Consider the following 23,147-nt stretch of genomic DNA (forward strand, 5'->3'; position numbering starts at 1 on the left):
TGTCGATTGGGTCTGCGACTCGGATAGGCTGCCGCCATGACGCCCGAACCCCGGCACGCCACCGACCGCGCCCTCCCGCTGCGCGAGCGCAAGAAGCTGCGGACCCGTCAGGCCCTGGCCGCCGCCGCGCTGCAGATGTTCAGCGAGCGCGGACTGGACGCCACCACCGTGGAGGACCTGGTCGACCGGGCAGAGGTCTCCAGGAGCACCTTCTTCCGGGTCTTCCCGGCCAAGGAGGCCCCGGCGATCGAGGCCGAGGTCGAGCTGTGGACGGCGGTCCTGGCCGCGCTCGGGGAGCGGCCGCTCGCCGGCCCGGTCCTCGACGCGCTGCGGGACGTGTTGCGCGAGACGGTCGGCGCGCTCGGCACCGAGTGGGCGCACCGGTACGTCGACACCCGCCGACTGGTGCTCGCCGAGCCGGCGCTGCTCGCGTACACGGGCCGCTACCGCGCCGAGGTGGAGCAGCGGCTCGCGGAGCGGCTGGCCGACCGGCTCGGGCTGCCCGCCGAGGACATCCGGCCGCAGGTGCTGGCCGAGCTGACCACCACGGGGTGGCGGATCGCCGCCCGGGGCTGGGTCCACGCGGGCGGGCCGGGCGGGGTCGAGGTGCTGGCGGAGCGGGTCGGCGAGGCGTTCGCGGCGGTGCCGGCGAGCCTGGAGCTCACCGCACCGAGCTGAACATTTCACCAGCGGAAATATTCACCTGCTCACGGGATGTTGTCCGGAGCTGGACCATCCGCTTGCCCCTGCTGGAGGAGAGACCGTGCGCGTCGAGATCTGGAGCGACATCAACTGCCCGTGGTGCTACGTGGGCAAGGCCCGCTTCGAGGCCGCGCTGGCGCAGTTCCCGCACCGCGACCAGGTCGAGGTGGTGCACCGCTCGTTCGAGCTCGACCCGCGCCTGGGCGGCGAGGCGAAGGCGGTCGTCCCGGCGATCGCCGCCAAGTACCGGATCGACCTCGAGCAGGCCCGGGCCGCCGAGCAGCGGGTGCGCGAGCACGCGCACGGCGAGGGCCTGGAGTTCCACGGCGGCGAGCGCGACTACGCGAACACCTTCGACATGCACCGCCTGCTGCACTTCGCCGCCGAGCACGGCCGCCAGGCGCAGCTGCTCGACCTGCTCTACCGGGCCAACTTCGCCGAGGAGCGCTCCGCGTTCGGCGACGAGCGGCTGCTGGAGCTCGCGGTCGAGGCCGGCCTGGACGGGACGGCCGCCGCCCGGGTGATCGCCGACCGGGACGCGTACGCGGAGGCCGTCCGGGAGGACGAGGCGACCGCGACGGCGCTGGGCGCCACCGGGGTGCCGTTCTTCGTCTTCGACCGGCGCCTCGGCGTCTCCGGCGCCCAGCCGCCCGCCGCCTTCGCGGGCGCCTTGGACCAGGCCTGGGCCACCCGCCCCGTCCCGCAGCTGGTCACGCTCGGCGCGGACGGCGGCGAGGCGTGCGGTCCGGACGGGTGCGCGGTGCCGCAGGCCTGACCCGCGGACCCGGGGCGCGAGGAGCGCCCGGGGCGCCCGGGGCGCTCAGGACGTGAGGGGCTTGGCGCGGACGTGGATCCGTTCGCCCTGCGCGCCGAAGAGGCTGAGGATCTCCACCGGGGCGTCCCCGGTGGAGCCGAACCAGTGCGGCACCCGGGTGTCGAACTCGGCCGCCTCCCCCGCCCTCAGGACCACGTCGTGCTCGGCCAGCATCAGCCGCAGCCTGCCGCTGAGCACGTACAGCCACTCGTAGCCCTCGTGCGTGCGCAGCTCCGGCTCGCACCGGGTCACCGGGATCACCATCTTGTACGCCTGCGGCCCGCCCGGGAGTTGGGTGAGCGGGATGATCGTCGCGCCGTGCCGGGTGATCGGCTTCAGCCGCACCCGGGGGTCGCCGACCTGCGGCGCGCCGACCAGTTCGTCGAGCGGCACCCGGTAGGCCCGGGCCAGCGGCAGCAGCAGCTCCAGGTTGGGCTTGCGCTCGCCGGACTCCAGCCGGGAGAGGGTGGAGACCGAGATCCCGGTGGTCCGGGCGAGCTCGGCGAGGGTGAGTTCGTGCCTGGCCCGCAGGGCCCGCAGGCGCGGGCCGACGGAGGCCAGCACCTCCGCGTCGTTGTTTGCCATATCGGCAACAATACTTTGCCGCCTCGGGGATGCGGGAGCACTGTGGGGTCGGACGGACGACCGGCTTCCCACGGAGGGCACTCATGACGGCGGAACACGCGCGGCAGGCGGAGCGGACGGAGCGGTACGACGTGGTCGTGGTGGGCGGTGGCGCGGCCGGGCTGAGCGGGGCGCTCGCGCTGGCCCGGGCGCGCCGCTCGGTGCTGGTGGTGGACTCCGGCCGGCCGCGCAACGCACCGGCCGGACACGTGCACAACTTCCTGACCAGGGAGGGAACCCCTCCCGAGGAGCTGCTCGCGGCCGGGCGCGCCGAGGTCGCCGGGTACGGCGGCCGGGTGACGGACGGCCGGGTCGTCCGGGCGGAGCGCGACGGGGACGGATTCCGGCTCACCCTCGCCGCCGACGGCACCGGCCCGGCCTCCGACGCCTCGCGGGAGATCCGGGCGCGGCGGCTGCTGGTGACGACCGGGCTGGTCGACGAGCTGCCCGAGGTGCCGGGGCTGGCCGCGCGGTGGGGCCGGGACGTGCTGCACTGCCCGTACTGCCACGGCTGGGAGGTCCGCGACCGGCGGATCGGCGTCCTGGCGACCGGTCCGCTGGCCTGGCACCAGGCCGAGATGTGGCGGCAGTGGAGTCCGGACCTGGTCGTCCTGCTGCACGGGGCCGAGCGGCCCGCGCCCGAGCAGGCGGAGCGGCTGGCGGCCCGCGGCATCCCGGTGGTGACCGGTCCGGTCGCGGAGCTGGAGACGGCGGACGACGCGCTGACCGGTGTCCGGCTGGCCTCCGGCGAGCGGGTGGCGCTGGACGCGCTGGTGGTGACGGCCCGGGTGACCGCCCGCGCCGAACTGCTGGAGTCCCTCGGACTGGCCCCGGAGCCGGTGGAGTTCGGCGGACTGGTGGTGGGCAGCCAGATCGCCGCCGACCCGGTCGGGGCGACCGCCGTGCCCGGCGTGTGGGTGGCGGGCAACGTCGCCGACGTCCAGGCGCAGGTGGTGACGGCGGCGGCCGCCGGGCTGAAGGCGGGTGCGGCGATCAACGCCGACCTGACCGCCGAGGACACCCGCGCGGCGGTGGCGGAGCACCGCGCACGGGTCGGCGAGATGTTCGAGCAGGAGGCGTGGGAGGAGCGCTACCGCTCGCGCCCGGTGCTGTGGAGCGGCCGACCGAACCCGCAACTCGTGCTCGAGGCGGATTCGTTGGAGCCGGGACGGGCGCTGGAGGTGGGTGCGGGCGAGGGTGCCGACGCGCTCTGGCTGGCCGAACGCGGCTGGCAGGTCGACGCGGTGGACATCTCCGCCACCGCCCTGGAGCGGGCCGCCGCGCACGCCGTCGGCCGCCCCGGCGCCGAGTCCGTCAGCTGGATCCGGGCCGACCTGCGGGAGGAGCCGCCCGCCGAGGGCGGGTACGACCTGGTGACCGCCCAGTACATGCACCTGCCCGGCGCCGCCCGGACCGAGCTGTACGCCCGGCTGGCCGACGCCGTCGCCCCCGGCGGCACCCTGTTGCTGGTCGGCCACGACCCGAGCGACCTGCGGGTCGCGACCCGGTCCGCGCTGGTGCCCGACGCGCTGTTCACCGGCGGGGAGTTGGCGTCCGCGCTCGACCCCGACCGGTGGCAGGTCGCGGCGGCCGAGACCCGCACCCGGGAGGTCGTGGACGGCGACGGGAACTCCGTCCTGGTCCGCGACGCCGTGCTGGTGGCCCGCCGCCGGGAGGACGCGTGAGAACCCTGGCCGTCGAAGGTCCCCCGCGGGTGCGGACCCGCCGGACCGGGTGGGCGACGGCCGCCCTGGCCCTGGCCGTCCTGCTGCCCTCGCTGGGCACCAGCATCGCCAATGTGGCCCTGCCGACCCTGGGTTCGGCGTTCGGAGCCCCGTTCCAGCAGGTCCAGTGGGTGGTGGTCGGATACCTGTTGGCCATCACCACCCTGGTCGTCGGGGCCGGACGGCTCGGTGACCTGTACGGCCGTCGGCGGCTGCTGCTCGGCGGGATCGCGCTCTTCACCGCCGCCTCGGTGGCGGCCGGACTCGCGCCGACGCTGTGGCTGCTGATCGCCGCCCGGGCGGTCCAGGGCCTCGGCGCGGCCGCGATGACCGCACTCGCGATGGCCCTGGTCGGCGAGACCGTGCCGAAGGAGCGGACCGGGCGGGCGATGGGCCTGCTCGGGACGGTGTCGGCGATCGGCACGGCGCTCGGGCCGACCCTGGGCGGGCTGCTGATCGCGGGCATCGGTTGGCGGGCGGTGTTCCTGGTGAACGTGCCGCTGGGCGTGGGCGCGCTGCTGCTCGCCCGCCGCCAGGTGCCGGCGACCGGCCGGGCACCGGGGGCCGTCCCCGGCTTCGACCGGACGGGCACCCTGCTGCTGGCGGTGACCCTCGCCGCGTACGCGCTGGCGATGACCGTGGGGCACGGCTTCGGCCCGGCCGCCCTGGTGCTGCTCGGCGGGGCGCTGCTCGGCGGCGTGCTGTTCGTCCGCACGGAGGCCCGGATCGAGGCCCGGGCGGGGGCGGGGGCCCCGGCGGCGGCGCGGGGGGACGTCCGCGGGGTGGCACCGCTGGTGCGGGTCGGGATGTTCCGCGACGCGGGACTGAGCGCCGGGCTGGTCACCAACGCCCTGGTGTCGACGGTGATGATGGCGACCCTGGTGGTCGGTCCGTTCCACCTGGCGCGGGCGCTCGGCCTGCCGGCCGTCGCCGTCGGACTGGTGATGTCCGCCGGGCCGGTGGTCACCGCGCTCAGCGGCATCCCGGCCGGGCGGATCGTCGACCGGTTCGGCGCCGGGCGGATCACGGTCGGCGGGCTGACCGCGATGACCGTCGGATGCGTCCTGCTCGCGGCGCTGCCGGGGTCGTTCGGCGCGGCCGGCTGGATCGGCTCGATCACCGTCCTGACCGTGGGTTACGCCCTGTTCCAGACCGCCAACAACACGGCGGTCCTCGCGGAGGTCCCCGCCGACCGGCGCGGGGTGGTCTCCGGGCTGCTCAACCTGGCCCGCAACCTGGGTCTGGTGACCGGCAGTTCGGCGCTCGCCGCGGTCTTCGCGGCGGCCGCCGGCACCGCCGGCCTCGCCGACGCTCCGGCGGGCGCGGTGGCCGACGGCACCCGGGCCGCGTTCGCGGTCGCCGCGGTCCTCACCCTGGCGGCACTGGCGGTCACGGCCGCCGGGCGGGTGCTCGCCCGGCGGCGGACGTGAGCGGTCAGTAGTCGTCGAACTCGTCGGGGTCGTCCCATTCGGGCTCCACGGCCGCCTGGGGTTCGGCGACCCAGCCGGCGGCCAGGACCAGCCGCGAGGTGCGGCGCACGGCCAGGAAGCCGAACGGGCGGTCGAACGCCACCGCCACCGACTTCACCCGGTACCGCAGGTCCGGGAGGCCGGCCCCCACCGCCCCGAACGCGGTGACCGCGGCGGCCCGGAAGCCGTCCGGGCCGAAGGCGGCGGTCGCGGACTGCCGTCCGGAGCCGATGGACAGCGGCTCCGCGGTGGTGATCCCGGGGAAGTGGCCGGCCGGGGCCGCCGCGGAGGCGGCGGTGGCGAGACCGAACACCTCCGGCCGGGCCAGCAGGTCGTGGTCCGCCCGGATCGTGAACGCCGGGACCGCCACCCGCAGCATGTGCTCGCGGTGCTCGCTCCGGATCCGGGTGACCTCCAGCCCGGGCCCGGGCCTGCCGGTCGGCAGCAGGTCGCCGGTCACCCGGGCGTGGGTGCGGTCGAGGATGCCGAGACCGGCGTCGAGGACGGCGCCGGGCTTCGCGCCCTCCTCGCCGAGCAGCAGGTGGACGTCGATGCCGTTGCCGCCGAGGACCCGCAGTTCGGTCAGCTGACCGGCCGGGGTGGCGGCGACCGCGACCCGGTCGAGCAGGCCGGTGGTCCGCGCCAGGAACGCGTACCCTTCCGCGGTCCACGGGCCGTCCGAGGGCCGGTAGTACGTCGTGTGGAAGGGGCGGATCCAGTCGGTGCTGACGCTGAGCGCGGAGGCGAGGACCAGCCGGGTGTCGGGTTCGACCGCGACCGGCATCGACTCGATCAGGCCGTCGGTGTTCCGGGCCGCCCAGGCGTCCAGCCGTCGGCGGTCCTCCGGCTCGACGCCGGTGAGGACGCCGTGCACGTCCGCGGGCAGGCCCGCCAGCCAGGACGGCTCCAGGCGGATCAGGTCGGAGGTCCACAGGCCGACGGCGGCCGAGGAGCCGGGCAGTGTCCGCAGAGTGGTGAGCAAATCCCTTGCGTGGCGCCCGGCTTCGTCACGGCGCATGCCGAGGGCGTCCTCCAGTTCGGCGACCGCGGGGCCGTGCGCGCCCGTCGCCAGGAAGGCCAGCAGCGGCCACACCCCGGCCGGCATGAAGACGGTGCTGTCGCCCTCCGCCGGACCCGCCCACCGTGCCGCCAGCCGGTTCACCGCGCGGACCGTCGCGCTGCTGCCCATGGTTCTCCCTCCCCGGACGATCCGCCCGAGCGTAGGGCGCGGGCGGACCGGCGGCGAGCGGATTTCGCGCCCGATCGCGGCGCGCGGGCCCGGCGTAAGGACCTTTGGCGTACGGACCCTTCGGCGCACGGACCCTTCGGCGTACGGGGTTCGGCGGCCGGTTCCGGCGGCCGGTTCCGGTGGCGGACGCTCAGCGCGCCCGGGTGAGGGCCGCGTGCAGGCGCTCGTCCGCGCGGCCGAGTCCGCGGGCGGCGAGCCAGGCGGCGGCGCCGGCCGGGTCGCCCGCCGGGCGCAGGGCGGCGTCCGGCCACCGGGCGGTGATGCGTGTGCGGACCGCCGCGGTGAGCGGTGTGTCGGGGGTGAGCACCCCGCCCGCCAGGACGATCGGCCGGCGGGAGTCCGGTTCGCGGACGGTCGCCAGCGTGTCGAGCAGGTGCCCGGCCGCCCGCTCGACCAGCGCCGTCGCGTCCGGGTCACCCTCGGCGGCCCGGCGCAGCACCAGCGGTGCCAGCTTGGCCAGGTGGACCGGAGCGTGCGCGTGCGCGGCCGCGATCACCGCGGTCCGGAGGTTGGCGGCGGCCGGCAGCGGGCCGGCCAGTGCCTCCACGACGGCGGCGGCCAGGCCCGCGAGCGGGCCGCCGTCCGCGCGGTCGATCGCGGTGAGGGCGTCCGCGACGGCCGCGCGGCCCAGCCAGTAGCCGGAGCCCAGGTCGCCGAGCAGCCAGCCGTGGCCGTCCGCCGTCCGGACCGGGGTGTGCGCCCGGCACTCGGCGGCGACCGCGCCCGTACCGGCGATCAGCACCGAGCCGTCCGGTGCGAACGTGCCTGCCGTGTAGGCGAGTTCAGCGTCGCCCACCAGCGCGGGGCGGCAACCCAGGCCGAGCCCGGGCCACAGCACGTCCAGCGCCCCGCCCGCGACCGAACCGCCCGCCAGGCCGATCACCCCGGACGCCACCCGGGCCGGATCGGCGCCCGCCTCGGCGAGCGCCCGGCGGACCGTGTCGCCGACCGCGCGGACGGCCGCCGCGGCCCCGTGCGAGACCGGGTTGCCGCCCTCGCCCCGGGCGGCGCCCAGCACGGTGCCGTCCAGATCGGCGAGCAGCACCCGGGTGGTGCTGCCGCCGACGTCGAGGCCCACCACCAGCGGGCCGCCGGTCACGCCGTCCGCCGGATCCGGCCGGCGTAACGCGCCTCCAGCTCCTGGTTGTGCGCGTCGCCGCCGGGGATGTTCGCCGACAGGTAGACCGGCGGAACCCCGCCCGACTCCTCGATCCGGCGGATCACCTCGGCGACGATCTGCTGCGCGAGCAGTGCGGCCGTGATCGAGGAGATGCCGCACGCCAGGCCGCCGCCGGCCATCGGCAGGACCGCGTCGCCGTACGGGGCTGCGTTGTCCAGCGCCACGTCGGCGTAGTCGCGCAGGCGCAGGCCGGACGGGTGCTTGGGCTCCACCCGCGCGGTGTGCTCGGCGGAGGTGATCACGATCAGCGGGTGACCGTTCTCCTTGGCGAGCCGGGCGAGCTCCACCACGCAGCCGTTGACGCCCGAGTTGGACGCCAGCACGAACACGTCCGCCGGGTGCGGGGCGGTCAGCTCCCAGAGCAGGGCCGCCGATTCGGTGCCGCGCTCCAGGTCCGGGCCCTCCAGCGACTCCAGCGGCCGGCCGCCGTACAGCACGGTGTCCCGCAGCGCGATCCGGTTGCTCGGCACCAGGCCGCCGGCCCGGCCGGCGATCTCCATCGCGAGCGCCTCGGAGTGGCCGGTGCCGAAGGCCTGCACGATGCCGCCGTCGGCCAACGCACCGACGATCAATTCGGCGGCCCGGACGACGTTCTCGGCCTGCTCCTTGGTGACGCGGTCGATCGCGGCGTGCGCCGCGGCCGCGAAGTCCACCGCTGACGGTGTGGGCATCTGGACCTCTCTCGTCATGGTCACTGATGCTGCCCAACTATCGACCGCCCCCGACCCACTGTCAACGAGTGGACTAGACCATCCGGGGGCGCTGCCACCACCGCACCGCGCCCTCGCCGGGCCCCTCGGGCGCGCCGAACCAGAACGACACGCCCAGCCGCTCGGCCACCGCCCGACCCAGCTCACGCGCCACGCCGGTCTCCGAGCCCGGCGGCACCCCGCCCGACCCCCGCAGCTCGGCACCGGACCGGACCGCCGCCAGCTCCGCCTCCGCGTACGGCCCGGAGGCCACCGCGAGCAGCAGCACGAACGAGGCCTCGCCCTGCTCGCGCCACACGGCCTCCACCGCCTCCGGGCGGAACGGCAGCGCCTCCGCCAGGGCGGCGAGTTCCGCCGGGTCGGGGGCGGCCGTCGGCGCGGGGGCCGCGAGCGCCGCCTGGCGTTCCACCAGGAAGTCCACCGTCGCGCGGAGCCCGGGCCCGGGGCCGGCCGAGGCCTCCCTGACCGCCATGACGGCCGGAATCATCCGGTCGTCGCGCAGGTGGGCGTCGACCAGGGCTCGCACGGGGGCGGGCAGCGCGTTCCAGATCCTGTCGTCCATGGGCGCCGTGGTCGCCGCCGGGCGGGGGCGGGGCAACGGGGTTACGGGGCGGGCGGGAGGAGGATGCTGCGTTCGACCGGGGAGGAGAGGACGATCGAGGTGGTGGTGCGGCCCAGGGAGGAGAGCTGCTCGAGGAGTTCTTCGAGGTGGCCGGTGTTGCGGACGGCGATCTTGAGGATCCAGCAGTCCTCGCCGATCACGTGGTGGACCTCCAGGATCTCCGGGCGGTGGATCAGCTCCTGGGTGCGGAAGTGGCACAGCGTGATGCCGCCGTGCGGGGAGAGCCGGACGAACGCCTGGATGCCGTAGCCGAGGCGTTCCGGGGAGACCCTCGCGGTGTAGCCGGTGATGGTGCCGTTGGCCTCCAGGCGGCGGATCCGCTCGCCGACGGCGGCCGGGCTCATGGACACCCGGCGGCCGAGCTCGCTGAGGGTGATCCGGCCCTCGGTCTGGACGAGCTCCAGGAGCTTCAGGTCGACCGCGTCGAAGCCCGCTGACGAAGCGTCGGCCGAACCGCGGAAACCTCGCTGATCTTTTGGCGAAAGTGCCGGAACACCCATGGATCCCCCTTCATCGGACGGTGACTCACCGTGAGACTAGTACCTGTCCGGGAACGAGAGGAGAGCACCGTCATGGACGAGGTCTGCGTCATCGGCGGCAGCCGCTACTTCGGCCGCCGGCTGATCGAGCGGCTCCGCGACGCCGGAGCGAAGGTCACCGTGATCAACCGGGGCTCCACTCCCCCGCCGCCCGGGGTGGAGCACCTGGTCGCCGACCGCGACGACGAGGCGGCACTGCGGGCGGCGCTGGGCGACCGCCGGTTCGACGTGGTGATCGACCAGATCTGCTACACCCCCGTGCAGGCGGCCGTCGCCAAGCGGGTGTTCGCGGGCCGGACCGGACGGTACGTGCTCACCTCCACGATCGAGGTGTACCAGTCGCTGCACGCCGACGCCCCGCTCGCCGAATCGGCGGTGGACCCGGCGGATGTCGCGGTCGACCTGGAACTCCCCTGGAGCGATCCGCAGTTCGCCGAGGGCCGGTACGCCGAGGGGAAGCGCCAGGCGGAGGCGGTGCTGCTGGTCGACCCGGCGTTCCCGACGGTCGCGGTGCGGACCGCCCACGTCCTGGGCGGCGGGGCCGAGGACTTCACCGGCCGGCTGGCCCACTACGTCGAGCGGATCCGTGCGGGCGAGCCGATCGCGGTGCACGCCGAGGCCCGGCCGTCCTCCTTCGTCGAGTACGAGGAGATCGCCGACTTCCTGCTCTGGACGGCGGCCGCCGACTTCACCGGACCGGTCAACGCCTGCTCCGACGGCGAGTTCGGGGTCGCGCAACTGGCGGACCGGATCGGCCGGGCGATCGGCGGGACGAACGGCGGCGAACTGCGGCTGCGGACCGCGCCGGAGCCGTCACCGTTCTCCTTCGGCCACTACTACGGTATGGACAACTCCCTAGCCCGCGAGCTCGGTTACCGCTTCTCGCACACCTCCGACTGGCTGCCGCAGATCGTCGCCGAAGCCGTCGCCGAAGCCGTCGCCACCACCGGCACTCGATAGGAGCACCCCCCATGCGCACCAGGTTCATCGGCACGGTCGAGGTCGGCGCGATCGGGTACGGCGCGATGCCGCTGTCCATCGAGGGCCGACCGGACGAGGCGCAGGCGATCAGCACCGTGCACGCCGCGCTGGACGCCGGGATCACCCTGCTCGACACCGCCGACTCGTACCACTGGCACGCCCAGGAGATCGGCCACAACGAGGAGCTGCTCGCCCGGGCACTGCGCGGGTACGGCGCCGACCGGTCCCGGGTGCTGGTCGCGACCAAGGGCGGACGGGGACGGCCCGGGGACGGCAGCTGGACGATCGACGGGCGGCCGGAACACCTGCGGCGGGCCTGCGAGGGCTCGCTGCGACGCCTGGGGGTGGAGGCGATCGGGCTGTACCAGCTGCACCACCCGGACCGGAACGTGCCGTGGGCCGAGTCGGTCGGCGCCGTCGCCGGGCTGCTGGACGAGGGCAAGGTCCGGGCGGTGGGCATCTCCAACGCGGACGCCGGGCAGATCCGCGAGGCGCACCGGATCCTCGGGCCGGGGCGGCTGGTGTCGGTGCAGAACGAGTACTCGCCCGCGGTGCGCGGCGGGGAGGCCGAGATCCGGGTCTGCGAGGAGCTCGGGCTGGCGTACCTGCCGTGGGGACCGCTCGGCGGGATCGGCGCCGCGGGCGGGCTCGGGCAGGAGCACGCGGCGTTCCGGGAGGTCGCCGAGCGGCACGGGGTGAGCCCGCAACGGGTGTGCCTGGCCTGGCTGCTGGCGAAGTCGCCGGCCATCGTGCCGATCCCCGGCGCACGTCGGCCGGAGACCGTCCGCGACTCCGCCGCCGCGGCGGAACTCCACCTGGACGCCGAGGAGTTCGCCCTGCTGGACGGCAAGCCCGCCGCCTGACGGATGCCCCGCCGGCCGCTCGGGCTCCGCCCGGAGGCAGGGATCCCCACGGGAATCAGGCGCTACCGGGCCACCCGTCACCGCGGAGCGTGGCCCCGCCCGGGGCCAACCCGCAGCGGGCAGCTCCGGCTCCGCCGGATGGCCCGACGCCCGGGAAGGCCGACCTGCCTGCAGCTCGGCTTGCGATCGAAGGCTTCGGCTCCGCCAGGTGGCCCGGCGCCCGGGAGGGCCACCCCTGCTGACGGCTCGGAGGCGCGGATTCCTGCTAGGCCCGGGGTCGGTCGGATGGCCTGTGCTCGGAGGGCCGCTCTGCCGATGGCTCGGCTTGTGATCGACGGCTCCGGCTCCGCCGGGTGACCCGGCGCCCAGGAGGGCCGACCTGCCTGCGGCTCGGCTCACGGCCGACAGCTCCGGCTCCGCCGGGTGGCCCGGCACCCGGGAGGGCCACCCTGCCTGCGGCTCGGACCCTGCCGGAGGCACAGGTTCCTGCGAGGCTCCAGGGTCCACCGGGTGGCCCGGCGCCCGGGGAGGCCAACCTGCCTGCGGCCCGGCTTACGGCCCGATGGCTCCGGCTCCGCCGGGCGGCCCGGCGCCCGGGAAGGCTGCCCCGCTGGCGGCTCGGAGGCGCGGATTCCTGCGAGGCCCAGGGTCGGCCGGGTGGCCCGGCGTCCGGGGGGCCGTCCTGCTGGCGGCTCGGCTTGCGGCCGACGGCTCTGGCTTCGGCTCCGGCGGCTTTCCCTGTCCGGGGCTGGGCTCAGCGGCCGGGGAGGAGGCGGGAGCGCCAGAGCCACCAGGGGAGGCGGTGGCGGGGGACGAAGGCCCAGATGTCGTCGTCGGCCTCGTTGCCGCGGGGCAGGCGGCGCAGCAGGTCGAGGCAGGCGCGGTCGACGGTCCCGTGGAGGCGGGCGGTGTGGGCGAGGGCGACGGTGGCCTGGTGGACCAGGTCGGGGTCGTCGGAGGCCAGGGCCCGGGCGACGCGGGGCAGGATGTTGGCCGGGTCGGGGTGGGTGACGGCGAGGCCGATCAGGGCGACGCCGGCCAGCGGGTCGGACCGGTCGAGGGCCGCGTCGACCTCCTCGGGCCGGTCGGTGCCCATCAGCGCGGTGGTGGAGCTCCAGTCCATGCCCCGGCCGTCGGCGGCGCGGTCGAGCAGGAACTCCTGGCGGCCGGCCGGGTCGGGGGTGCCGGCGACACAGGTGCAGAGGTAGGCCCAGACCCGGTCGAGGCCGTCCCGGCCGGCGGCGAGCGCGCGGCAGTCGGCGTCGAGCTGCTCGGAGTTCTCCAGCAGCGCGAAGTCCTGACCCCGGGTGTCGAGGTCGCAGCGGCGCAGGAAGGCGAGGAACTGGGTGTCCTCGGCGTCGAGGCGTCCGGCGAGGTGGGCCCAGGCGAGTTCGGCGGGCTCCAGGGCGGCGGCGTAGCGGACCAGGTCGGCGAGAGGGGACGGCACCCGCCGACCCTATCCCGCCCGGGAGGGCGGGCGGCCGGGGCCCCAGCAGCCCCGGCCGCCCTGCTCGGGGGGTGGCGTCGCCCGGGTGAGGGCGCTCAGCCGTGCAGGTAGACGATGCCGAGCTTGGTGAGCTGCCAGTGCTGCCCGGCGGCGCCGGTGTCGTTGGCGAGCTCGACGTACGGGTTGCCGCCGCCGTCGGTGGCGGCGGAGAGCGAGACCAGCTTGCTCGGGTCCTGGGAGTCGGCGATCTTCCAGGTGCCGTCGCCGACCGGGCTGAGGATCCAGTGCTGGTTGGCGCCGCCGTTGCAGCGCCACTGCTCCAGGCGGGTGCCGGGGGCGGTGGAGGCGCCGGTGGCGTCGAAGCACATGTCGCGGTTGCCGCTGAAGTCGAGCTCGTAGCTGCCGCCGGACTTGATCTCGAAGACGAAGGACTGGTTGAGCCCGCCGGTCGCCGGATAGGTGATCGCGGCCCGCCCGTTGGTGGAGTCGCCGTAGGTGCCGCCGCCGCTGAGGTCGAGGGCCTTGCCGTTGGCGGCGTTGGTGAGCTGGTACCAGGCGCCGTCCTCGGGCCCGTCGGGGAAGGGCTTGCCGGGGGTGAGCGGTTCGATCGAGGTGGTGTTCTGCTGGTTGAGCGTGCAGAACGCCTCCCGCTGGCCGGGCTGGGCGTAGAACTGCGCCAGGCAGGCGGCCTCGGCGCGGTAGCCGGCGACCCGCAGGTGGTACGACTGGCGCACCATGTTCATGCAGACGCCGGGGATGCCGATCTCCGAGTCGCAGCCGTTGCGGGTCTTCTCGGAGAGGTCGATGACGTCGCCGTTGGTGTACTCGTACGGCGAGCTGGTCCACTCGGCGCAGACCTCGTGGCCGTAGGAGACCCGCCGCTGGTCGAGGTAGCGGACTCCGGGGACGCGGGCGGCGGACTCGCGGAGGGCGTCGCTGAGCCGGGGCACCACCCAGTTGTGGCCCCAGGCGAGGTCCTCGGGGAAGGCCGGGCAGCCGTCGGCGACCTTGCCGGCGTAGTCGTTGCGCCGGATGTCCGGGGTGATCGGGGTGAAGTACGACTGGTAGACCAGCTGGTACGCGGAGTCGTCGTAGCCGGCCTTGCGCATGGTGTTGCGGATGTTGGTGAGTGCGGCGACCACCTTGGGCTTGACGCCCTCGGCGCGCCTGGCGATCTCGGCGCTGCCGATGGTGTCGCGGCAGCCCTTGTCCTTGGGGATCGGGAAGTACTGCACCAGGCAGTTCATCATGATCCCGGCGAAGTCGAAGTCGTCGTTGGCACCGATCGTGACGACCACCATCTTGACGTCGTACTGGCCCGCCACCGAGGCGAGTTGGACGTCCTGTTTGGGCTCGCCGAAGTCGCCGCTGCCGCCGCCGGTGATCTTCGCCAGCTCGGGGTCGCTGACCAGGTCGCCGGTCTGGGCGCCGGAGCAGGCGAGGTTGATCGGGGTGACGCCGGGCAGGCCGGTCTGGAAGATCTCGGACCTGGTGGAGCGGTGGCAGTAGTTGGTGGGGGTGTCGGTGCCCGGGACGTAGTCGTCGCCGGTGTCGGTGCCGGCGCCCTCACCGGAGATGGCGCTGTCGCCGAGCGCGACGATGGCGGCGGGCCTGCCGGCCGAGGGGGATCCGCCGGCAGCGGCGGCGGTGGCGCCGGTGAGGCCGCTGCCGAGGCCGAGGGCGGCCAGCAGGGCGGCGGTGGCGAGCAGGGCGGGTGGCCGGGACCGGCGCACGCCGACCCGTGGGGACCTGGTCACTCATGACTCCTGGAGGGTGGGGGTCCGCCGGCGGGTGCCGGCGGTGGGGAGCATGGGTTGAACATGAGCCAGGCTCACATGCTAGGTACTGACAGGTAACGCAACAAGAGTCAGGACCGCCCCACCGGGCAGGAGTTGGCCGGACGACGACCGAGCCGCCGCCCGCGCCTCAGGAGGGGTGGAGGCGGGGGACGGCGGCTCGGCTGTGCGGAATCGACCGGCCAGGTCAGACGACCTGCCGGAGTCAGCCGACGTTGGCGCAGGAGTTGCCGAACGCCGGGTTCAGCACGCCGATGATGTCGACGGAGTTGCCGCAGAGGTTGACCGGGATGTGCACCGGAACCTGGATGGCGTTGCCGGAGGCGACACCGGGAGAGTTCGCCGCGACGCCCTCGGCCTCGGCGCTCGCCATGGCGGTGCCGGCACCGGCCGCGACGATGCCGACGACGGCGGCGCCGACCGCGGCAGCCTTCTTGACGCTCATATGAGTCTCCTCGATAAATCAGATCTTCCAATTGCCGCGCACTGGAGGCTCAGCACGGAAGCGCACAGGGCGTGCACCACGGGCAACGAGACCCGATCACTTCGGTTGCGCCCGGCCTCCGACAATCACCCGTCCGGCGCAACCGGCGCATTCGGGTGATCGCGGAATCAGCCCGTTTCCCTCCGCGCGCTGCGTCGTTCTTCCCTGCGTAACCGCTTCACCGCACAAGAAATGAGACTGCATCATGCGCAAGCTCGCCTACGGCGCGTTCGGCTCCGCGGCCGCCGCGGCCCTGCTCCTCGGTGCCGCCGGCGCGGCCTCGGCCCACGGCGCCCACGGCGCGTCTGCCGAGGGCGTGGCCGCCGGCTCCCCCGGCGTGCTGTCCGGCAACCTGATCCAGGTGCCGGTGCACGTGCCGGTGAACGTCTGCGGCAACACCGTGAACGTCATCGGTCTCCTGAACCCGGCGTTCGGCAACTCCTGCGTCAACGCCTGACGGCCGGACGGGCCCGTCCGGCCGCCCGCCGTCACCGGCGTGCGGCGGCCCGACGGGCCGGCTCCGCAGACCCCAGGATGACGCAACCGCTCTCCTGGACGCGCCGTCGCGCGCTCCTCTCCCTGCCGTGGGGAACGGACGCCTGGCGCACCCCAATGCGGCATTCCGCTTCGCTCAATCCACGTGCGACACGCGGGTCTTGAGCCGCGTGAGTGACAATCACGGCCCAACCGGAAATCCCCGGGCGATGATGCTGATTCGCCCGGCTCCCGACCTTCCAACAGTCGGGCAGAAATCGGAGGAAGAACCCCATGCGCAACTTCAAGAAGGCTGCCGTCCTGTCGATTGCCGCTGCCGGCCTCGCGTTCGGCTCGGCCGGCGTCGCCGCCGCGTCCTCGACCGCCGAGGGCGTCGCCGCCGGCTCCCCGGGCGTGCTGTCCGGCAACCTGATCCAGGTGCCGGTCCACATCCCGGTGAACGTCTGCGGCAACACCATCAGCGTCATCGGTGCGCTGAACCCGGCGTTCGGCAACCACTGCGCGAACATCGGCTGACTCAGCGAGAGCTGACGCGGGGTGCCGCCCTCCGGCGGCACCCCGCACCCCTCCCCGTGTGTGATCTAGGAGATCAACCCCCATGCAGAACGTGAAGAAGGCCGCCGTCCTCTCGGCCGCCGCTGCCGGCCTGGTGATGACCGCCGCCGGTGTTGCCAACGCCGGCGCCGAGGCCCAGGGCGTCGCCACCAACTCTCCCGGCGTGCTCTCCGGCAACCTGATCCAGGTGCCGGTGCACGTTCCGGTGAACGTCTGCGGCAACTCCGTCGACGTCGTCGGCCTGCTGAACCCCGCGTTCGGCAACTCCTGCGCCAACGTGGACGCCCCTCCGATGGAGGAGGACTGCTGATCGGCCACCGCTGATCGACAGCCCCGCACGTCCACTGCCCCTCGGCCGACCCGGGCCGAGGGGCAGTAGGCGTACCCGCACGCACACCCCCATCGGAGGAACCCCATGTCCCGTACCAGGACCGGCGCCGGCGCCCTGGCCGCGATCGGCACCGCCGTGCTGCTGAGCGGCGCCAACGCGGGCGCCGCGCAGGCCGAACAGGTCCTTCCCGCGGACCTCCCGCTGCCCGCCACCCAGCTGCAGAACACCGACGCCGCGCAGGCCGTGGGCGGCACCACCAGCGGCCTCGGCTACGCGATCGCACCGGTGAAGGAGCTGCGACTGGACCCGTGGGCCGGGTCCTCGGCCGACTTCCTGAACAACGGCGTCGCGGTGGCCCCGGACAACGGCATGCCGCCGGTCGCCACCTCCGCGGTGACCGGTCCGCTCTCCAACGGCGGCGGTGCCAAGGACCTGCCGGTGGCCGGCGCCCTGCTGGGCGCGCTGCCGCTCTGACGGCCCGTCGGTCGGCATGCGAGGAGGGCCCGGTACCGGCGGTACCGGGCCCTTCGGCACGCCGAGGAGCAGCGGGCTAGCTAGACGTCCGTCTGGTCCATCGCCGAGCCGACGGTCTCCACCGGCTCGGCCTGGGCGAGGATGCCGCCGACCGTGCCGGTGGTGGTCGCGGTGAGGTTCTGCACCGAGTCGGTCACCGAGATCTCGTCCGGGTTGCCGCCCAGCTCCGCCTTGGCGCCCGGGACGGCCTGCACCGGGCCGGTCACCAGGTGCGGGTCCACCTTGTCCAGGGAGAGCGCCGCGTCGGTGAGTTCACCGCTGCGGCCCTCGACGAAGGTGACCGGCCGGCCGAGGCCGACCGCCGGACCGGCCAGGTTGAGCGGCGCCGCCGGCGCGTCCAGGCCGAGGGTGCCGAGGTCGGTCGACTCGTCGGCGACCGGCAGCGGCAGGGTGGCGCCGAGCGCCGGGCCCTCCTTGCCGCCGTTCAGGGCGGGCACGATGTGGTCCGGGATCGGCTGCTTGGGGTCGGCGTTGGTCTCGGTCGGCGGCATCAGCGGCGAGGTGGGGAAGGAACCGTGGATCTCACCGCCGTCCGGCAGCAGCGGGATCGGGTCGGTCGCCGCGCCGAGCGGAATGGTGTACGGCACCTCCTGGTGGCCGAGGTCGTTCTCGATCGCCGCCACCTCAGCGGGGGTCTTGGGGGCCGCCGCATGCGCGAGGCCCTGGGTGCTCGCGACGCCGGCGCCGACCGCCAGCAGCAGGGCACCGGTCGCCCGCTTGGAGAGCTTCATGCTGTTCACCGTTCTGTGCGTGGCTGTTGCGTGGGCATCCTGCGGAACGAGTCAGGGCCGGGCGAGAAGCAAGAGTTAACCGGAACGGCCTAATAATCCGACCGCACTTCGTGGCGGAATGGAGATCGTCGGCAATTTTTCACGCCGCCCCGTAACTTTCCCGCCCGCCATTCTTTGATCCGGTCGTCGCAGCCACGACGGGGTGCGCGGCAGGTCGCGAATCCGCTCCAACGGGCTAGCAACCACCCGCCCGACTTCTCGTTGAGTGCGGTGGACGGCAATTCCAGAGAGGTTTCTCCCATGCTCAAGAAGACTTTCGCGTCCGTCGGCCTGGCTGCCGCCGCGCTGGCCGCGGCGTCCGCCCCCGCCGGCGCCATCGCGAACTCGGACGGCTCGGCCGGTTCCATCCAGGGCAACGGCGGCACCAACGCCACCGGCACCTGGGGCAACCACAGCCCGAACTTCCACTTCGCGGACAACCCGAACATCTGCCTCCCCGAGATCCACAACATCGGTGTGGCGGTCCTCGGCGTGGCGGTTCCGGTCGAGGTCGACGCACTCAACAACCAGCCCAAGCAGACCTGCGTGGTCGGCCAGGGCACCATCGGCAGCGGCGACGGCGGCGTCTCCCACCTGGTCGGCTGACGCACCGTCACTGCCAGCCCGCGGAGCCCCCGCTCCGTACGGCTCCCGCCGTCCGGCCGCTCCCCCCGGCCGGACGGCGACCCGCCCGGTTCGCGCCACGAGTCGGGCCCCCGCTCCACCTCCATCAGATCCGAAAAGGAACTCCAGAGATGATCAAGAAGGCTCTCGCCGCCGCCGGTATCGCCGCCGCCGGCCTCACCTTCGCCACCTCTCCCGCGATGGCGATCGCCGACTCCGACGGCTCCGCCACCTCGCTCCAGGGCAACGGCGGCACCAACGCCACCGGCACCCAGGGCAACCACAGCCCCAACACCCACACCCTGGACAACCCGAACCTCTGCCTGCCGGAGGTCCACAACATCGCCGTCGCCGTCATCGGCGCCGCGGTGCCGATCGAGGTCAAGGCTCTGAACAACAACCCGGAGCAGACCTGCGTCGTCGGCCAGAACACCGTGGGCAGCGGCGACGGTGGCGTCAGCCACCTGATCGGCTGATCACCTACCGGTTGATCTGATCGACGCTCCACAGACGGCCGCCGGGTTCGGGGGGATCCACTCCCCGGGCCCGGCGGTTTTCACGTCCGCGCCCGATCCCGTCCGTTCGGGTGAGAGGCCGCGGCGGCGGCGCGTGCTCCGCTCCGGCGGGCCCGCCGTGTGATCACGTGTAGTGACAGTCTTTCACCAGAGAGGATCACTGATTCTGATGAAGAGCATGCTGGGCAAGGCCGTTCTGACCTCGGTCGTCGCGCTCGCGGCGATCGGCGTCGCCGCTCCCGCCTACGCCCACGTGGCGACCGGCGGCGGGCAGGAGGGCGTGGCCACCGCGGACGAGCCCTTCGTCGCGGGCCACTGGGCCGGCTTCGCCGAGACCAGCCACATCTTCGCGGCCGGCCACGGCTGGGGCTGGGCGACCTCCACCGCGGTCGGTGGCGGCCAGGAGGGCATCGTCGTCATCGACGACTGATCCCCGCGTCGCACGGGGGAGGGCCGGGACACCGATCGGTGTCCCGGCCCTCCCCCGTGCGACGCGGGGGTGCTACCCGATCATCCGGGCGGCCTCGACCGCCCAGTAGGTGAGGATCTGCTCGGCGCCCGCGCGGCGGATCGAGGTGAGGGTCTCCAGGATGGTCCGCTCCCGCTCGATCCAGCCGTTGGCGGCCGCCGCCTCGACCATCGCGTACTCGCCGGAGATCTGGTACGCGGCCACCGGGACCGGCGAACGGTCGGCGACCTGGCGCAGCACGTCCAGGTACAGCATGGCCGGCTTCACCATCACCAGGTCTGCGCCCTCGGCGAGGTCCAGCTCCAGCTCGCGGAGCGCCTCGCGGGCGTTCGCCGGATCCTGCTGGTAGCTCTTGCGGTCGCCCTTGAGCGAGGAGTTGACCGCCTCGCGGAACGGGCCGTACAGCGCCGACGCGTACTTCGCGGTGTACGCGAGGACGGCGACGTCCTGGTGGCCGGCCTCCTCCAACGCCCGCCGGATCACGCCGATCTGACCGTCCATCATGCCGGACGGGCCGACCATGTGGACGCCCGCCTCGGCCTGGACGACCGCCATCTCGGCGTAGCGGGCCAGGGTGGCGTCGTTGTCGACGCTGCCGTCCTCGGCGAGCACGCCGCAGTGGCCGTGGTCGGTGAACTCGTCCAGGCACAGGTCGGCCATCACCACGAGCTCGTCGCCGACCTCGGCGACCACGTCGCGGATCGCCCGCTGCAGGATGCCGTCGGGGTTGGTGCCCTCGGAGCCGACCGCGTCCTTGAGCTCGGGCAGCCCGAACAGCATGATGCCGCCGACCCCCGCCTCCGCCGCCTCGACGGCGGCCCGCCGCAGGCTGTCCCGGGTGTGCTGGACCACGCCCGGCATGGAGCCGATCGGGTTCGGCTCGCTGATGTCCTCCCGGACGAACGCGGGCAGGATCAGCTCCGCCGGGTGCACCCTGGTCTCCGCGACCAGCCGGCGCACGGCGGGGGTCGTCCGCAGGCGGCGCGGACGGACGGACGGGAATTCGGCAGGCATGGGATCTCCGAGTGATCGGTCACGCCCCTGACGGGGCGCTACCTCGCGGCCTTGCGGCGGGAGCCGGGACGGCGCTCGCTGGGACGGTAGACCGGTTCGCCGGCGGCGGTCGCGGTGTCGCGGCGCTTGGCCCCGAAGTCTGCCAGAGCCTGCGCGAGCGCCGAGGCCGACGGGGCCGGGGCCATCACGTCGACCCGCAGGCCGTGCTCCTCGGCGGTCTTCGCGGTGGCCGGCCCGATGCAGGCGATCACGGTGACGTTGTGCGGCTTGCCGGCGATGCCGACCAGGTTCCGCACGGTGGACGACGAGGTGAACAGCACCGCGTCGAAGCCGCCGCCCTTGATCGCCTCGCGGGTCTCGGCCGGCGGCGGCGAGGCGCGCACGGTCCGGTACGCGGTCACGTCGTCGACCTCCCAGCCGAGGTCGACCAGGCCGGCGACCAGGGTCTCGGTGGCGATGTCGGCGCGCGGCAGCAGGACGCGGTCGATCGGGTCGAAGACCGGGTCGTACGGCGGCCAGTCCTCCAGCAGGCCGGCGGCGGACTGCTCGCCGCTGGGCACCAGGTCCGGCTTGACGCCGAAGTCGACCAGGGCCTGCGCGGTGGTCTCGCCGACCGCGGCGACCTTGATGCCGGCGAAGGCGCGGGCGTCGAGCCCGTACTCCTCGAACTTCTCCCGGACCGCCTTGACGGCGTTGACCGAGGTGAAGGCGATCCACTCGTACCGGCCGGTGACCAGGCCCTTGATGGCGCGCTCCATCTGCTGCGGGGTGCGCGGGGGCTCCACCGCGATGGTGGGCACCTCCTGCGGCACCGCGCCGTACGAGCGCAGTTGCTCGGACAGGCCGTGGGCCTGCTCCTTGGTGCGCGGGACGAGGACGTTCCAGCCGAACAGCGGCTTGGTCTCGAACCACGAGTGCGAGGCGCGGTGGGCGACCTGCTCGCCCACCACGGCTATCACCGGCGTCGCCGGGTCGACCGGGGCCGAGACCGGCGAGGGCAGCACCCGGGCGGCCTTGAGGTCGGCGGCGATGGTGGCCAGCGTGGAGGTGAAGGTGCGCTGGCGGGTGGTGGTGCCGGAGAGCGTCGCCGACAGCGCCGCGTCGGGCTTGCGGCCGCACGCCACCAGCGCGTTGGCGGTGGCGGGCAGCTGGCCCAGGGTGGTGCGGACGACCAGGGTGGTCTCGGCGGCGCCGAGGTCGACCGGCTGGCCGGCCAGCAGCGCGCCCGCGTCGACGAAGCGCAGGTCGGCGCCGTGGCCGCCGCGCAGCGGGACGCCCGCGTAGGCGGGCACGCCGACCGACTGGGCGACGCCCGGGATCAGCTCGAACGGGATGCCGGCCGAGGCGCAGCAGAGCATCTCGTCGGCGGCGCAGCCGTCCAGGCCGGGGTCGCCGTCGATGGTGCGGACCACGTGCTTGCCGGCCCGGACGGCGTCCGCGACCAGCTCGGCGACGTCGAGGGCGGGGTCCTCGGCGGGGTGGTGGACGGTCACGCCGGCCGGGCAGTGGGTGCGCACGGCGGCGGCGGTCATCGGGTCGGCGATCAGCACGTCCGCGGTGGAGAGCACGTCGACCGCGCGGAGGGTGAGCAGCCCGGGGTCGCCGGGACCGGCACCCAGGAAGGAGCAGCGGCCGGCAGCCGGAACAGGATTAGCGGTCATCGAACTCGCTCCCCCATCAGGTCGGCCGCGCCGGATGCGAGCAGCCGGGCGGCGAGGGCGCGGCCCAGGGCGGCGGCCTGCTCCTCGGCGGCCCCGTCCTGGACGATCGGGCCGTTGGCGGTCATCTTCAGCAGGGTGGCGCCGTCGACGGTGCCGACCACGCCCTCCAGCCGCAGCTCGGTTCCGGTCCAGCCGGCCAGCGCGGCGACGGGCGCCGAGCAGCCGGCCTCCAGGGCGGCGAGCAGGGCCCGCTCGGCGACCACGGCGGCCCGGGTGGGCAGGTGGTCGAGGGCGGCGAGCCGCCGGGCGAGCGCGGGGTCGACGCACTCGACGGCGAGGGCGCCCTGGCCGGGGGCCGGGAGCATCAGCTCGGGGTCGAGGTGCTCGGTGATCTCGGTGGAGCGGCCGAGGCGGTTGAGGCCGGCGGTGGCGAGCACCACCGCGTCCAGTTCGCCCTTGGTGACGTAGCCGATCCGGGTGTCGACGTTGCCGCGGATCGGGACGGTCTCGATCGCGGCGCCGTTGGCGGCGGCCCAGGCGTTGAGCTGGGCCATCCGGCGCGGGGAGCCGGTGCCGATCCGGGCGGGGTGCCCGGCGAGCTTCTCGACGAGCTGCTCCAGGGCGAGGCCGTCGCGGGCGACCAGGGCGTCGCGGACGTCCTCGCGCTGGGGGACGGCAGCCAGCAGCAGCCCGGCGGGGGCGGCGGTGGGCAGGTCCTTGAGCGAGTGGACGGCGAGGTCGATCCGGCCTTCGAGGAGCGCGTCGCGCAGGGCGGAGACGAAGACGCCGGTGCCGCCGATCTGCGCGAGGGCCTCGCGGGAGGTGTCGCCGTAGGTGGTGATCTCGACCAGCTCGACGGGGCGGCCGGTGAGCCGGGTCACCTCCCGGGCGACCATGCCGGACTGGGCCATGGCGAGTGCGCTGCGGCGCGTGCCGAGCCGCAGGGGCGTCACTGACTCTTGACCGTTCATGAGG

The 23,147-nt window shown here is 74.4% G+C and carries 26 protein-coding genes; 13 read left to right on the forward strand and 13 right to left on the reverse strand.

All coding sequences use genetic code 11. The features are described from left to right. Positions 1-36 precede the first annotated feature (36 nt). Together ABEB06_RS16860 and ABEB06_RS16865 are read left to right on the forward strand one after the other, a co-directional pair. Complete coding sequence (locus tag ABEB06_RS16860) at positions 37-678, forward strand: TetR/AcrR family transcriptional regulator (RefSeq protein ID WP_345697680.1); 642 nt, start codon at positions 37-39, stop codon at positions 676-678. A gap of 85 nt (positions 679-763) precedes the next feature. Next, positions 764-1,477: a DsbA family oxidoreductase gene (locus ABEB06_RS16865; protein ID WP_345697681.1), complete on the forward strand. Its 714-nt coding sequence runs from the start codon at positions 764-766 to the stop codon at positions 1,475-1,477. A gap of 45 nt (positions 1,478-1,522) precedes the next feature. Here ABEB06_RS16865 and ABEB06_RS16870 read toward each other — a convergent pair whose 3' ends face one another. Further along, entirely contained in the window at positions 1,523-2,101 is a 579-nt protein-coding gene (locus ABEB06_RS16870) for a helix-turn-helix domain-containing protein (RefSeq protein ID WP_345697682.1), read from the reverse strand. A gap of 83 nt (positions 2,102-2,184) precedes the next feature. Here ABEB06_RS16870 and ABEB06_RS16875 point away from each other — a divergent pair, with 83 nt between their 5' ends. Beyond that, the gene (locus tag ABEB06_RS16875; protein ID WP_345697683.1) at positions 2,185-3,825 is read left to right on the forward strand and encodes an FAD-dependent oxidoreductase; all 1,641 of its coding nucleotides are present in this window, start codon (positions 2,185-2,187) and stop codon (positions 3,823-3,825) included. Further along, positions 3,822-5,294 (forward strand): MFS transporter, encoded by a 1,473-nt coding sequence (locus ABEB06_RS16880; RefSeq protein WP_345697684.1) that lies wholly within the window; start codon positions 3,822-3,824, stop codon positions 5,292-5,294. Before ABEB06_RS16875 ends, ABEB06_RS16880 begins: the two co-directional genes overlap by 4 nt. Positions 5,295-5,298: 4 nt before the next feature. Here ABEB06_RS16880 and ABEB06_RS16885 read toward each other — a convergent pair whose 3' ends face one another. The 5 genes from ABEB06_RS16885 to ABEB06_RS16905 all read right to left on the reverse strand — a co-directional run bounded on the left by ABEB06_RS16885 (position 5,299) and on the right by ABEB06_RS16905 (position 9,594). Continuing rightward, entirely contained in the window at positions 5,299-6,522 is a 1,224-nt protein-coding gene (locus ABEB06_RS16885) for a serpin family protein (protein ID WP_345697685.1), read from the reverse strand. A gap of 190 nt (positions 6,523-6,712) precedes the next feature. Next, positions 6,713-7,681 carry an N-acetylglucosamine kinase gene (locus tag ABEB06_RS16890; protein WP_345697686.1) on the reverse strand — a complete coding sequence of 323 codons (969 nt, stop codon included), beginning with the start codon at positions 7,679-7,681 and terminating at the stop codon, positions 6,713-6,715. Continuing rightward, entirely contained in the window at positions 7,678-8,433 is a 756-nt protein-coding gene (locus ABEB06_RS16895) for a sugar isomerase domain-containing protein (RefSeq protein WP_345697687.1), read from the reverse strand. Before ABEB06_RS16895 ends, ABEB06_RS16890 begins: the two co-directional genes overlap by 4 nt. Positions 8,434-8,506: 73 nt before the next feature. Continuing rightward, positions 8,507-9,034 carry a hypothetical protein gene (locus tag ABEB06_RS16900; RefSeq protein WP_345697688.1) on the reverse strand — a complete coding sequence of 176 codons (528 nt, stop codon included), beginning with the start codon at positions 9,032-9,034 and terminating at the stop codon, positions 8,507-8,509. Between the two features lie 41 nt (positions 9,035-9,075). Beyond that, on the reverse strand, positions 9,076-9,594 hold the full coding sequence (locus ABEB06_RS16905) for an Lrp/AsnC family transcriptional regulator (RefSeq protein ID WP_345697689.1): 519 nt from the start codon (positions 9,592-9,594) through the stop codon (positions 9,076-9,078). A gap of 72 nt (positions 9,595-9,666) precedes the next feature. Between ABEB06_RS16905 and ABEB06_RS16910 the strand changes: the two genes are divergently transcribed. Together ABEB06_RS16910 and ABEB06_RS16915 are read left to right on the forward strand one after the other, a co-directional pair. Beyond that, positions 9,667-10,593, forward strand: a complete 927-nt coding sequence (locus ABEB06_RS16910) for an NAD-dependent epimerase/dehydratase family protein (RefSeq protein ID WP_345697690.1) — start codon at positions 9,667-9,669, stop codon at positions 10,591-10,593. A gap of 11 nt (positions 10,594-10,604) precedes the next feature. Beyond that, positions 10,605-11,477: an aldo/keto reductase gene (locus ABEB06_RS16915; protein WP_345697691.1), complete on the forward strand. Its 873-nt coding sequence runs from the start codon at positions 10,605-10,607 to the stop codon at positions 11,475-11,477. A gap of 754 nt (positions 11,478-12,231) precedes the next feature. On the opposite strand, the gene ABEB06_RS16920 is transcribed toward ABEB06_RS16915, so the two are convergent. The 3 genes from ABEB06_RS16920 to ABEB06_RS16930 all read right to left on the reverse strand — a co-directional run bounded on the left by ABEB06_RS16920 (position 12,232) and on the right by ABEB06_RS16930 (position 15,165). After that, positions 12,232-12,924: a hypothetical protein gene (locus tag ABEB06_RS16920; RefSeq protein ID WP_345697692.1), complete on the reverse strand. Its 693-nt coding sequence runs from the start codon at positions 12,922-12,924 to the stop codon at positions 12,232-12,234. A 95-nt stretch (positions 12,925-13,019) separates the two neighbouring features. Then, positions 13,020-14,681 (reverse strand): RICIN domain-containing protein, encoded by a 1,662-nt coding sequence (locus ABEB06_RS16925; protein ID WP_345697693.1) that lies wholly within the window; start codon positions 14,679-14,681, stop codon positions 13,020-13,022. A gap of 244 nt (positions 14,682-14,925) precedes the next feature. Next, positions 14,926-15,165, reverse strand: a complete 240-nt coding sequence (locus ABEB06_RS16930; protein WP_345697694.1) for a chaplin — start codon at positions 15,163-15,165, stop codon at positions 14,926-14,928. A 244-nt stretch (positions 15,166-15,409) separates the two neighbouring features. Here ABEB06_RS16930 and ABEB06_RS16935 point away from each other — a divergent pair, with 244 nt between their 5' ends. The 4 genes from ABEB06_RS16935 (at position 15,410) to ABEB06_RS16950 (ending at position 17,059) form a co-directional block, all read left to right on the forward strand. Continuing rightward, entirely contained in the window at positions 15,410-15,661 is a 252-nt protein-coding gene (locus tag ABEB06_RS16935) for a chaplin (protein ID WP_345697695.1), read from the forward strand. Between the two features lie 311 nt (positions 15,662-15,972). Continuing rightward, complete coding sequence (locus ABEB06_RS16940) at positions 15,973-16,215, forward strand: chaplin (RefSeq protein WP_345697696.1); 243 nt, start codon at positions 15,973-15,975, stop codon at positions 16,213-16,215. 82 nt (positions 16,216-16,297) lie between these two features. Beyond that, positions 16,298-16,564: a chaplin gene (locus tag ABEB06_RS16945; protein ID WP_345697697.1), complete on the forward strand. Its 267-nt coding sequence runs from the start codon at positions 16,298-16,300 to the stop codon at positions 16,562-16,564. Between the two features lie 105 nt (positions 16,565-16,669). Continuing rightward, positions 16,670-17,059, forward strand: a complete 390-nt coding sequence (locus ABEB06_RS16950) for a hypothetical protein (protein WP_345697698.1) — start codon at positions 16,670-16,672, stop codon at positions 17,057-17,059. A gap of 80 nt (positions 17,060-17,139) precedes the next feature. Here ABEB06_RS16950 and ABEB06_RS16955 read toward each other — a convergent pair whose 3' ends face one another. Next, positions 17,140-17,850: a hypothetical protein gene (locus tag ABEB06_RS16955; protein WP_345697699.1), complete on the reverse strand. Its 711-nt coding sequence runs from the start codon at positions 17,848-17,850 to the stop codon at positions 17,140-17,142. A gap of 300 nt (positions 17,851-18,150) precedes the next feature. Between ABEB06_RS16955 and ABEB06_RS16960 the strand changes: the two genes are divergently transcribed. The 3 genes from ABEB06_RS16960 to ABEB06_RS16970 all read left to right on the forward strand — a co-directional run bounded on the left by ABEB06_RS16960 (position 18,151) and on the right by ABEB06_RS16970 (position 19,458). Beyond that, entirely contained in the window at positions 18,151-18,495 is a 345-nt protein-coding gene (locus ABEB06_RS16960; RefSeq protein WP_345697700.1) for a rodlet layer protein, read from the forward strand. 149 nt (positions 18,496-18,644) lie between these two features. After that, positions 18,645-18,989: a rodlet layer protein gene (locus tag ABEB06_RS16965; protein ID WP_345697701.1), complete on the forward strand. Its 345-nt coding sequence runs from the start codon at positions 18,645-18,647 to the stop codon at positions 18,987-18,989. A gap of 208 nt (positions 18,990-19,197) precedes the next feature. After that, positions 19,198-19,458, forward strand: a complete 261-nt coding sequence (locus tag ABEB06_RS16970; protein ID WP_345697702.1) for a hypothetical protein — start codon at positions 19,198-19,200, stop codon at positions 19,456-19,458. Between the two features lie 72 nt (positions 19,459-19,530). Here ABEB06_RS16970 and hemB read toward each other — a convergent pair whose 3' ends face one another. From hemB to hemC, 3 genes are read right to left on the reverse strand one after another with little or no spacing between them, the layout of a single operon-like run. Then, a complete protein-coding gene (hemB, locus tag ABEB06_RS16975; RefSeq protein ID WP_345697703.1) occupies positions 19,531-20,511 on the reverse strand; it encodes a porphobilinogen synthase in 981 nt (326 codons plus the stop codon). A 38-nt stretch (positions 20,512-20,549) separates the two neighbouring features. Further along, entirely contained in the window at positions 20,550-22,172 is a 1,623-nt protein-coding gene (locus ABEB06_RS16980) for a bifunctional uroporphyrinogen-III C-methyltransferase/uroporphyrinogen-III synthase (protein WP_345697704.1), read from the reverse strand. Then, positions 22,169-23,143, reverse strand: coding sequence for a hydroxymethylbilane synthase (gene hemC, locus ABEB06_RS16985; protein WP_345697705.1), 975 nt, complete (start codon positions 23,141-23,143; stop codon positions 22,169-22,171). The genes ABEB06_RS16980 and hemC overlap by 4 nt, the downstream gene beginning before the upstream one ends. Between the last annotated feature and the right edge of the window lie 4 nt (positions 23,144-23,147).

This window comes from Kitasatospora terrestris, from assembly GCF_039542905.1.
GTDB classification, from domain to species: domain Bacteria; phylum Actinomycetota; class Actinomycetes; order Streptomycetales; family Streptomycetaceae; genus Kitasatospora; species Kitasatospora terrestris.

Coding starts and splice junctions, on each gene's coding strand:
- ABEB06_RS16860 (WP_345697680.1), top strand. CDS start 37: ATGACGCCCGAACCCCGGCACGCCACCGACCGCGCCCTCCCGCTGCGC.
- ABEB06_RS16870 (WP_345697682.1), bottom strand. CDS start 2,101: ATGGCAAACAACGACGCGGAGGTGCTGGCCTCCGTCGGCCCGCGCCTG.
- ABEB06_RS16875 (WP_345697683.1), top strand. CDS start 2,185: ATGACGGCGGAACACGCGCGGCAGGCGGAGCGGACGGAGCGGTACGAC.
- ABEB06_RS16885 (WP_345697685.1), bottom strand. CDS start 6,522: ATGGGCAGCAGCGCGACGGTCCGCGCGGTGAACCGGCTGGCGGCACGG.
- ABEB06_RS16895 (WP_345697687.1), bottom strand. CDS start 8,433: ATGCCCACACCGTCAGCGGTGGACTTCGCGGCCGCGGCGCACGCCGCG.
- ABEB06_RS16900 (WP_345697688.1), bottom strand. CDS start 9,034: ATGGACGACAGGATCTGGAACGCGCTGCCCGCCCCCGTGCGAGCCCTG.
- ABEB06_RS16905 (WP_345697689.1), bottom strand. CDS start 9,594: ATGGGTGTTCCGGCACTTTCGCCAAAAGATCAGCGAGGTTTCCGCGGT.
- ABEB06_RS16910 (WP_345697690.1), top strand. CDS start 9,667: ATGGACGAGGTCTGCGTCATCGGCGGCAGCCGCTACTTCGGCCGCCGG.
- ABEB06_RS16915 (WP_345697691.1), top strand. CDS start 10,605: ATGCGCACCAGGTTCATCGGCACGGTCGAGGTCGGCGCGATCGGGTAC.
- ABEB06_RS16930 (WP_345697694.1), bottom strand. CDS start 15,165: ATGAGCGTCAAGAAGGCTGCCGCGGTCGGCGCCGCCGTCGTCGGCATC.
- ABEB06_RS16935 (WP_345697695.1), top strand. CDS start 15,410: ATGCGCAAGCTCGCCTACGGCGCGTTCGGCTCCGCGGCCGCCGCGGCC.
- ABEB06_RS16940 (WP_345697696.1), top strand. CDS start 15,973: ATGCGCAACTTCAAGAAGGCTGCCGTCCTGTCGATTGCCGCTGCCGGC.
- ABEB06_RS16945 (WP_345697697.1), top strand. CDS start 16,298: ATGCAGAACGTGAAGAAGGCCGCCGTCCTCTCGGCCGCCGCTGCCGGC.
- ABEB06_RS16950 (WP_345697698.1), top strand. CDS start 16,670: ATGTCCCGTACCAGGACCGGCGCCGGCGCCCTGGCCGCGATCGGCACC.
- ABEB06_RS16955 (WP_345697699.1), bottom strand. CDS start 17,850: ATGAAGCTCTCCAAGCGGGCGACCGGTGCCCTGCTGCTGGCGGTCGGC.
- ABEB06_RS16960 (WP_345697700.1), top strand. CDS start 18,151: ATGCTCAAGAAGACTTTCGCGTCCGTCGGCCTGGCTGCCGCCGCGCTG.
- ABEB06_RS16965 (WP_345697701.1), top strand. CDS start 18,645: ATGATCAAGAAGGCTCTCGCCGCCGCCGGTATCGCCGCCGCCGGCCTC.
- ABEB06_RS16970 (WP_345697702.1), top strand. CDS start 19,198: ATGAAGAGCATGCTGGGCAAGGCCGTTCTGACCTCGGTCGTCGCGCTC.
- hemB (WP_345697703.1), bottom strand. CDS start 20,511: ATGCCTGCCGAATTCCCGTCCGTCCGTCCGCGCCGCCTGCGGACGACC.
- ABEB06_RS16980 (WP_345697704.1), bottom strand. CDS start 22,172: ATGACCGCTAATCCTGTTCCGGCTGCCGGCCGCTGCTCCTTCCTGGGT.
- hemC (WP_345697705.1), bottom strand. CDS start 23,143: ATGAACGGTCAAGAGTCAGTGACGCCCCTGCGGCTCGGCACGCGCCGC.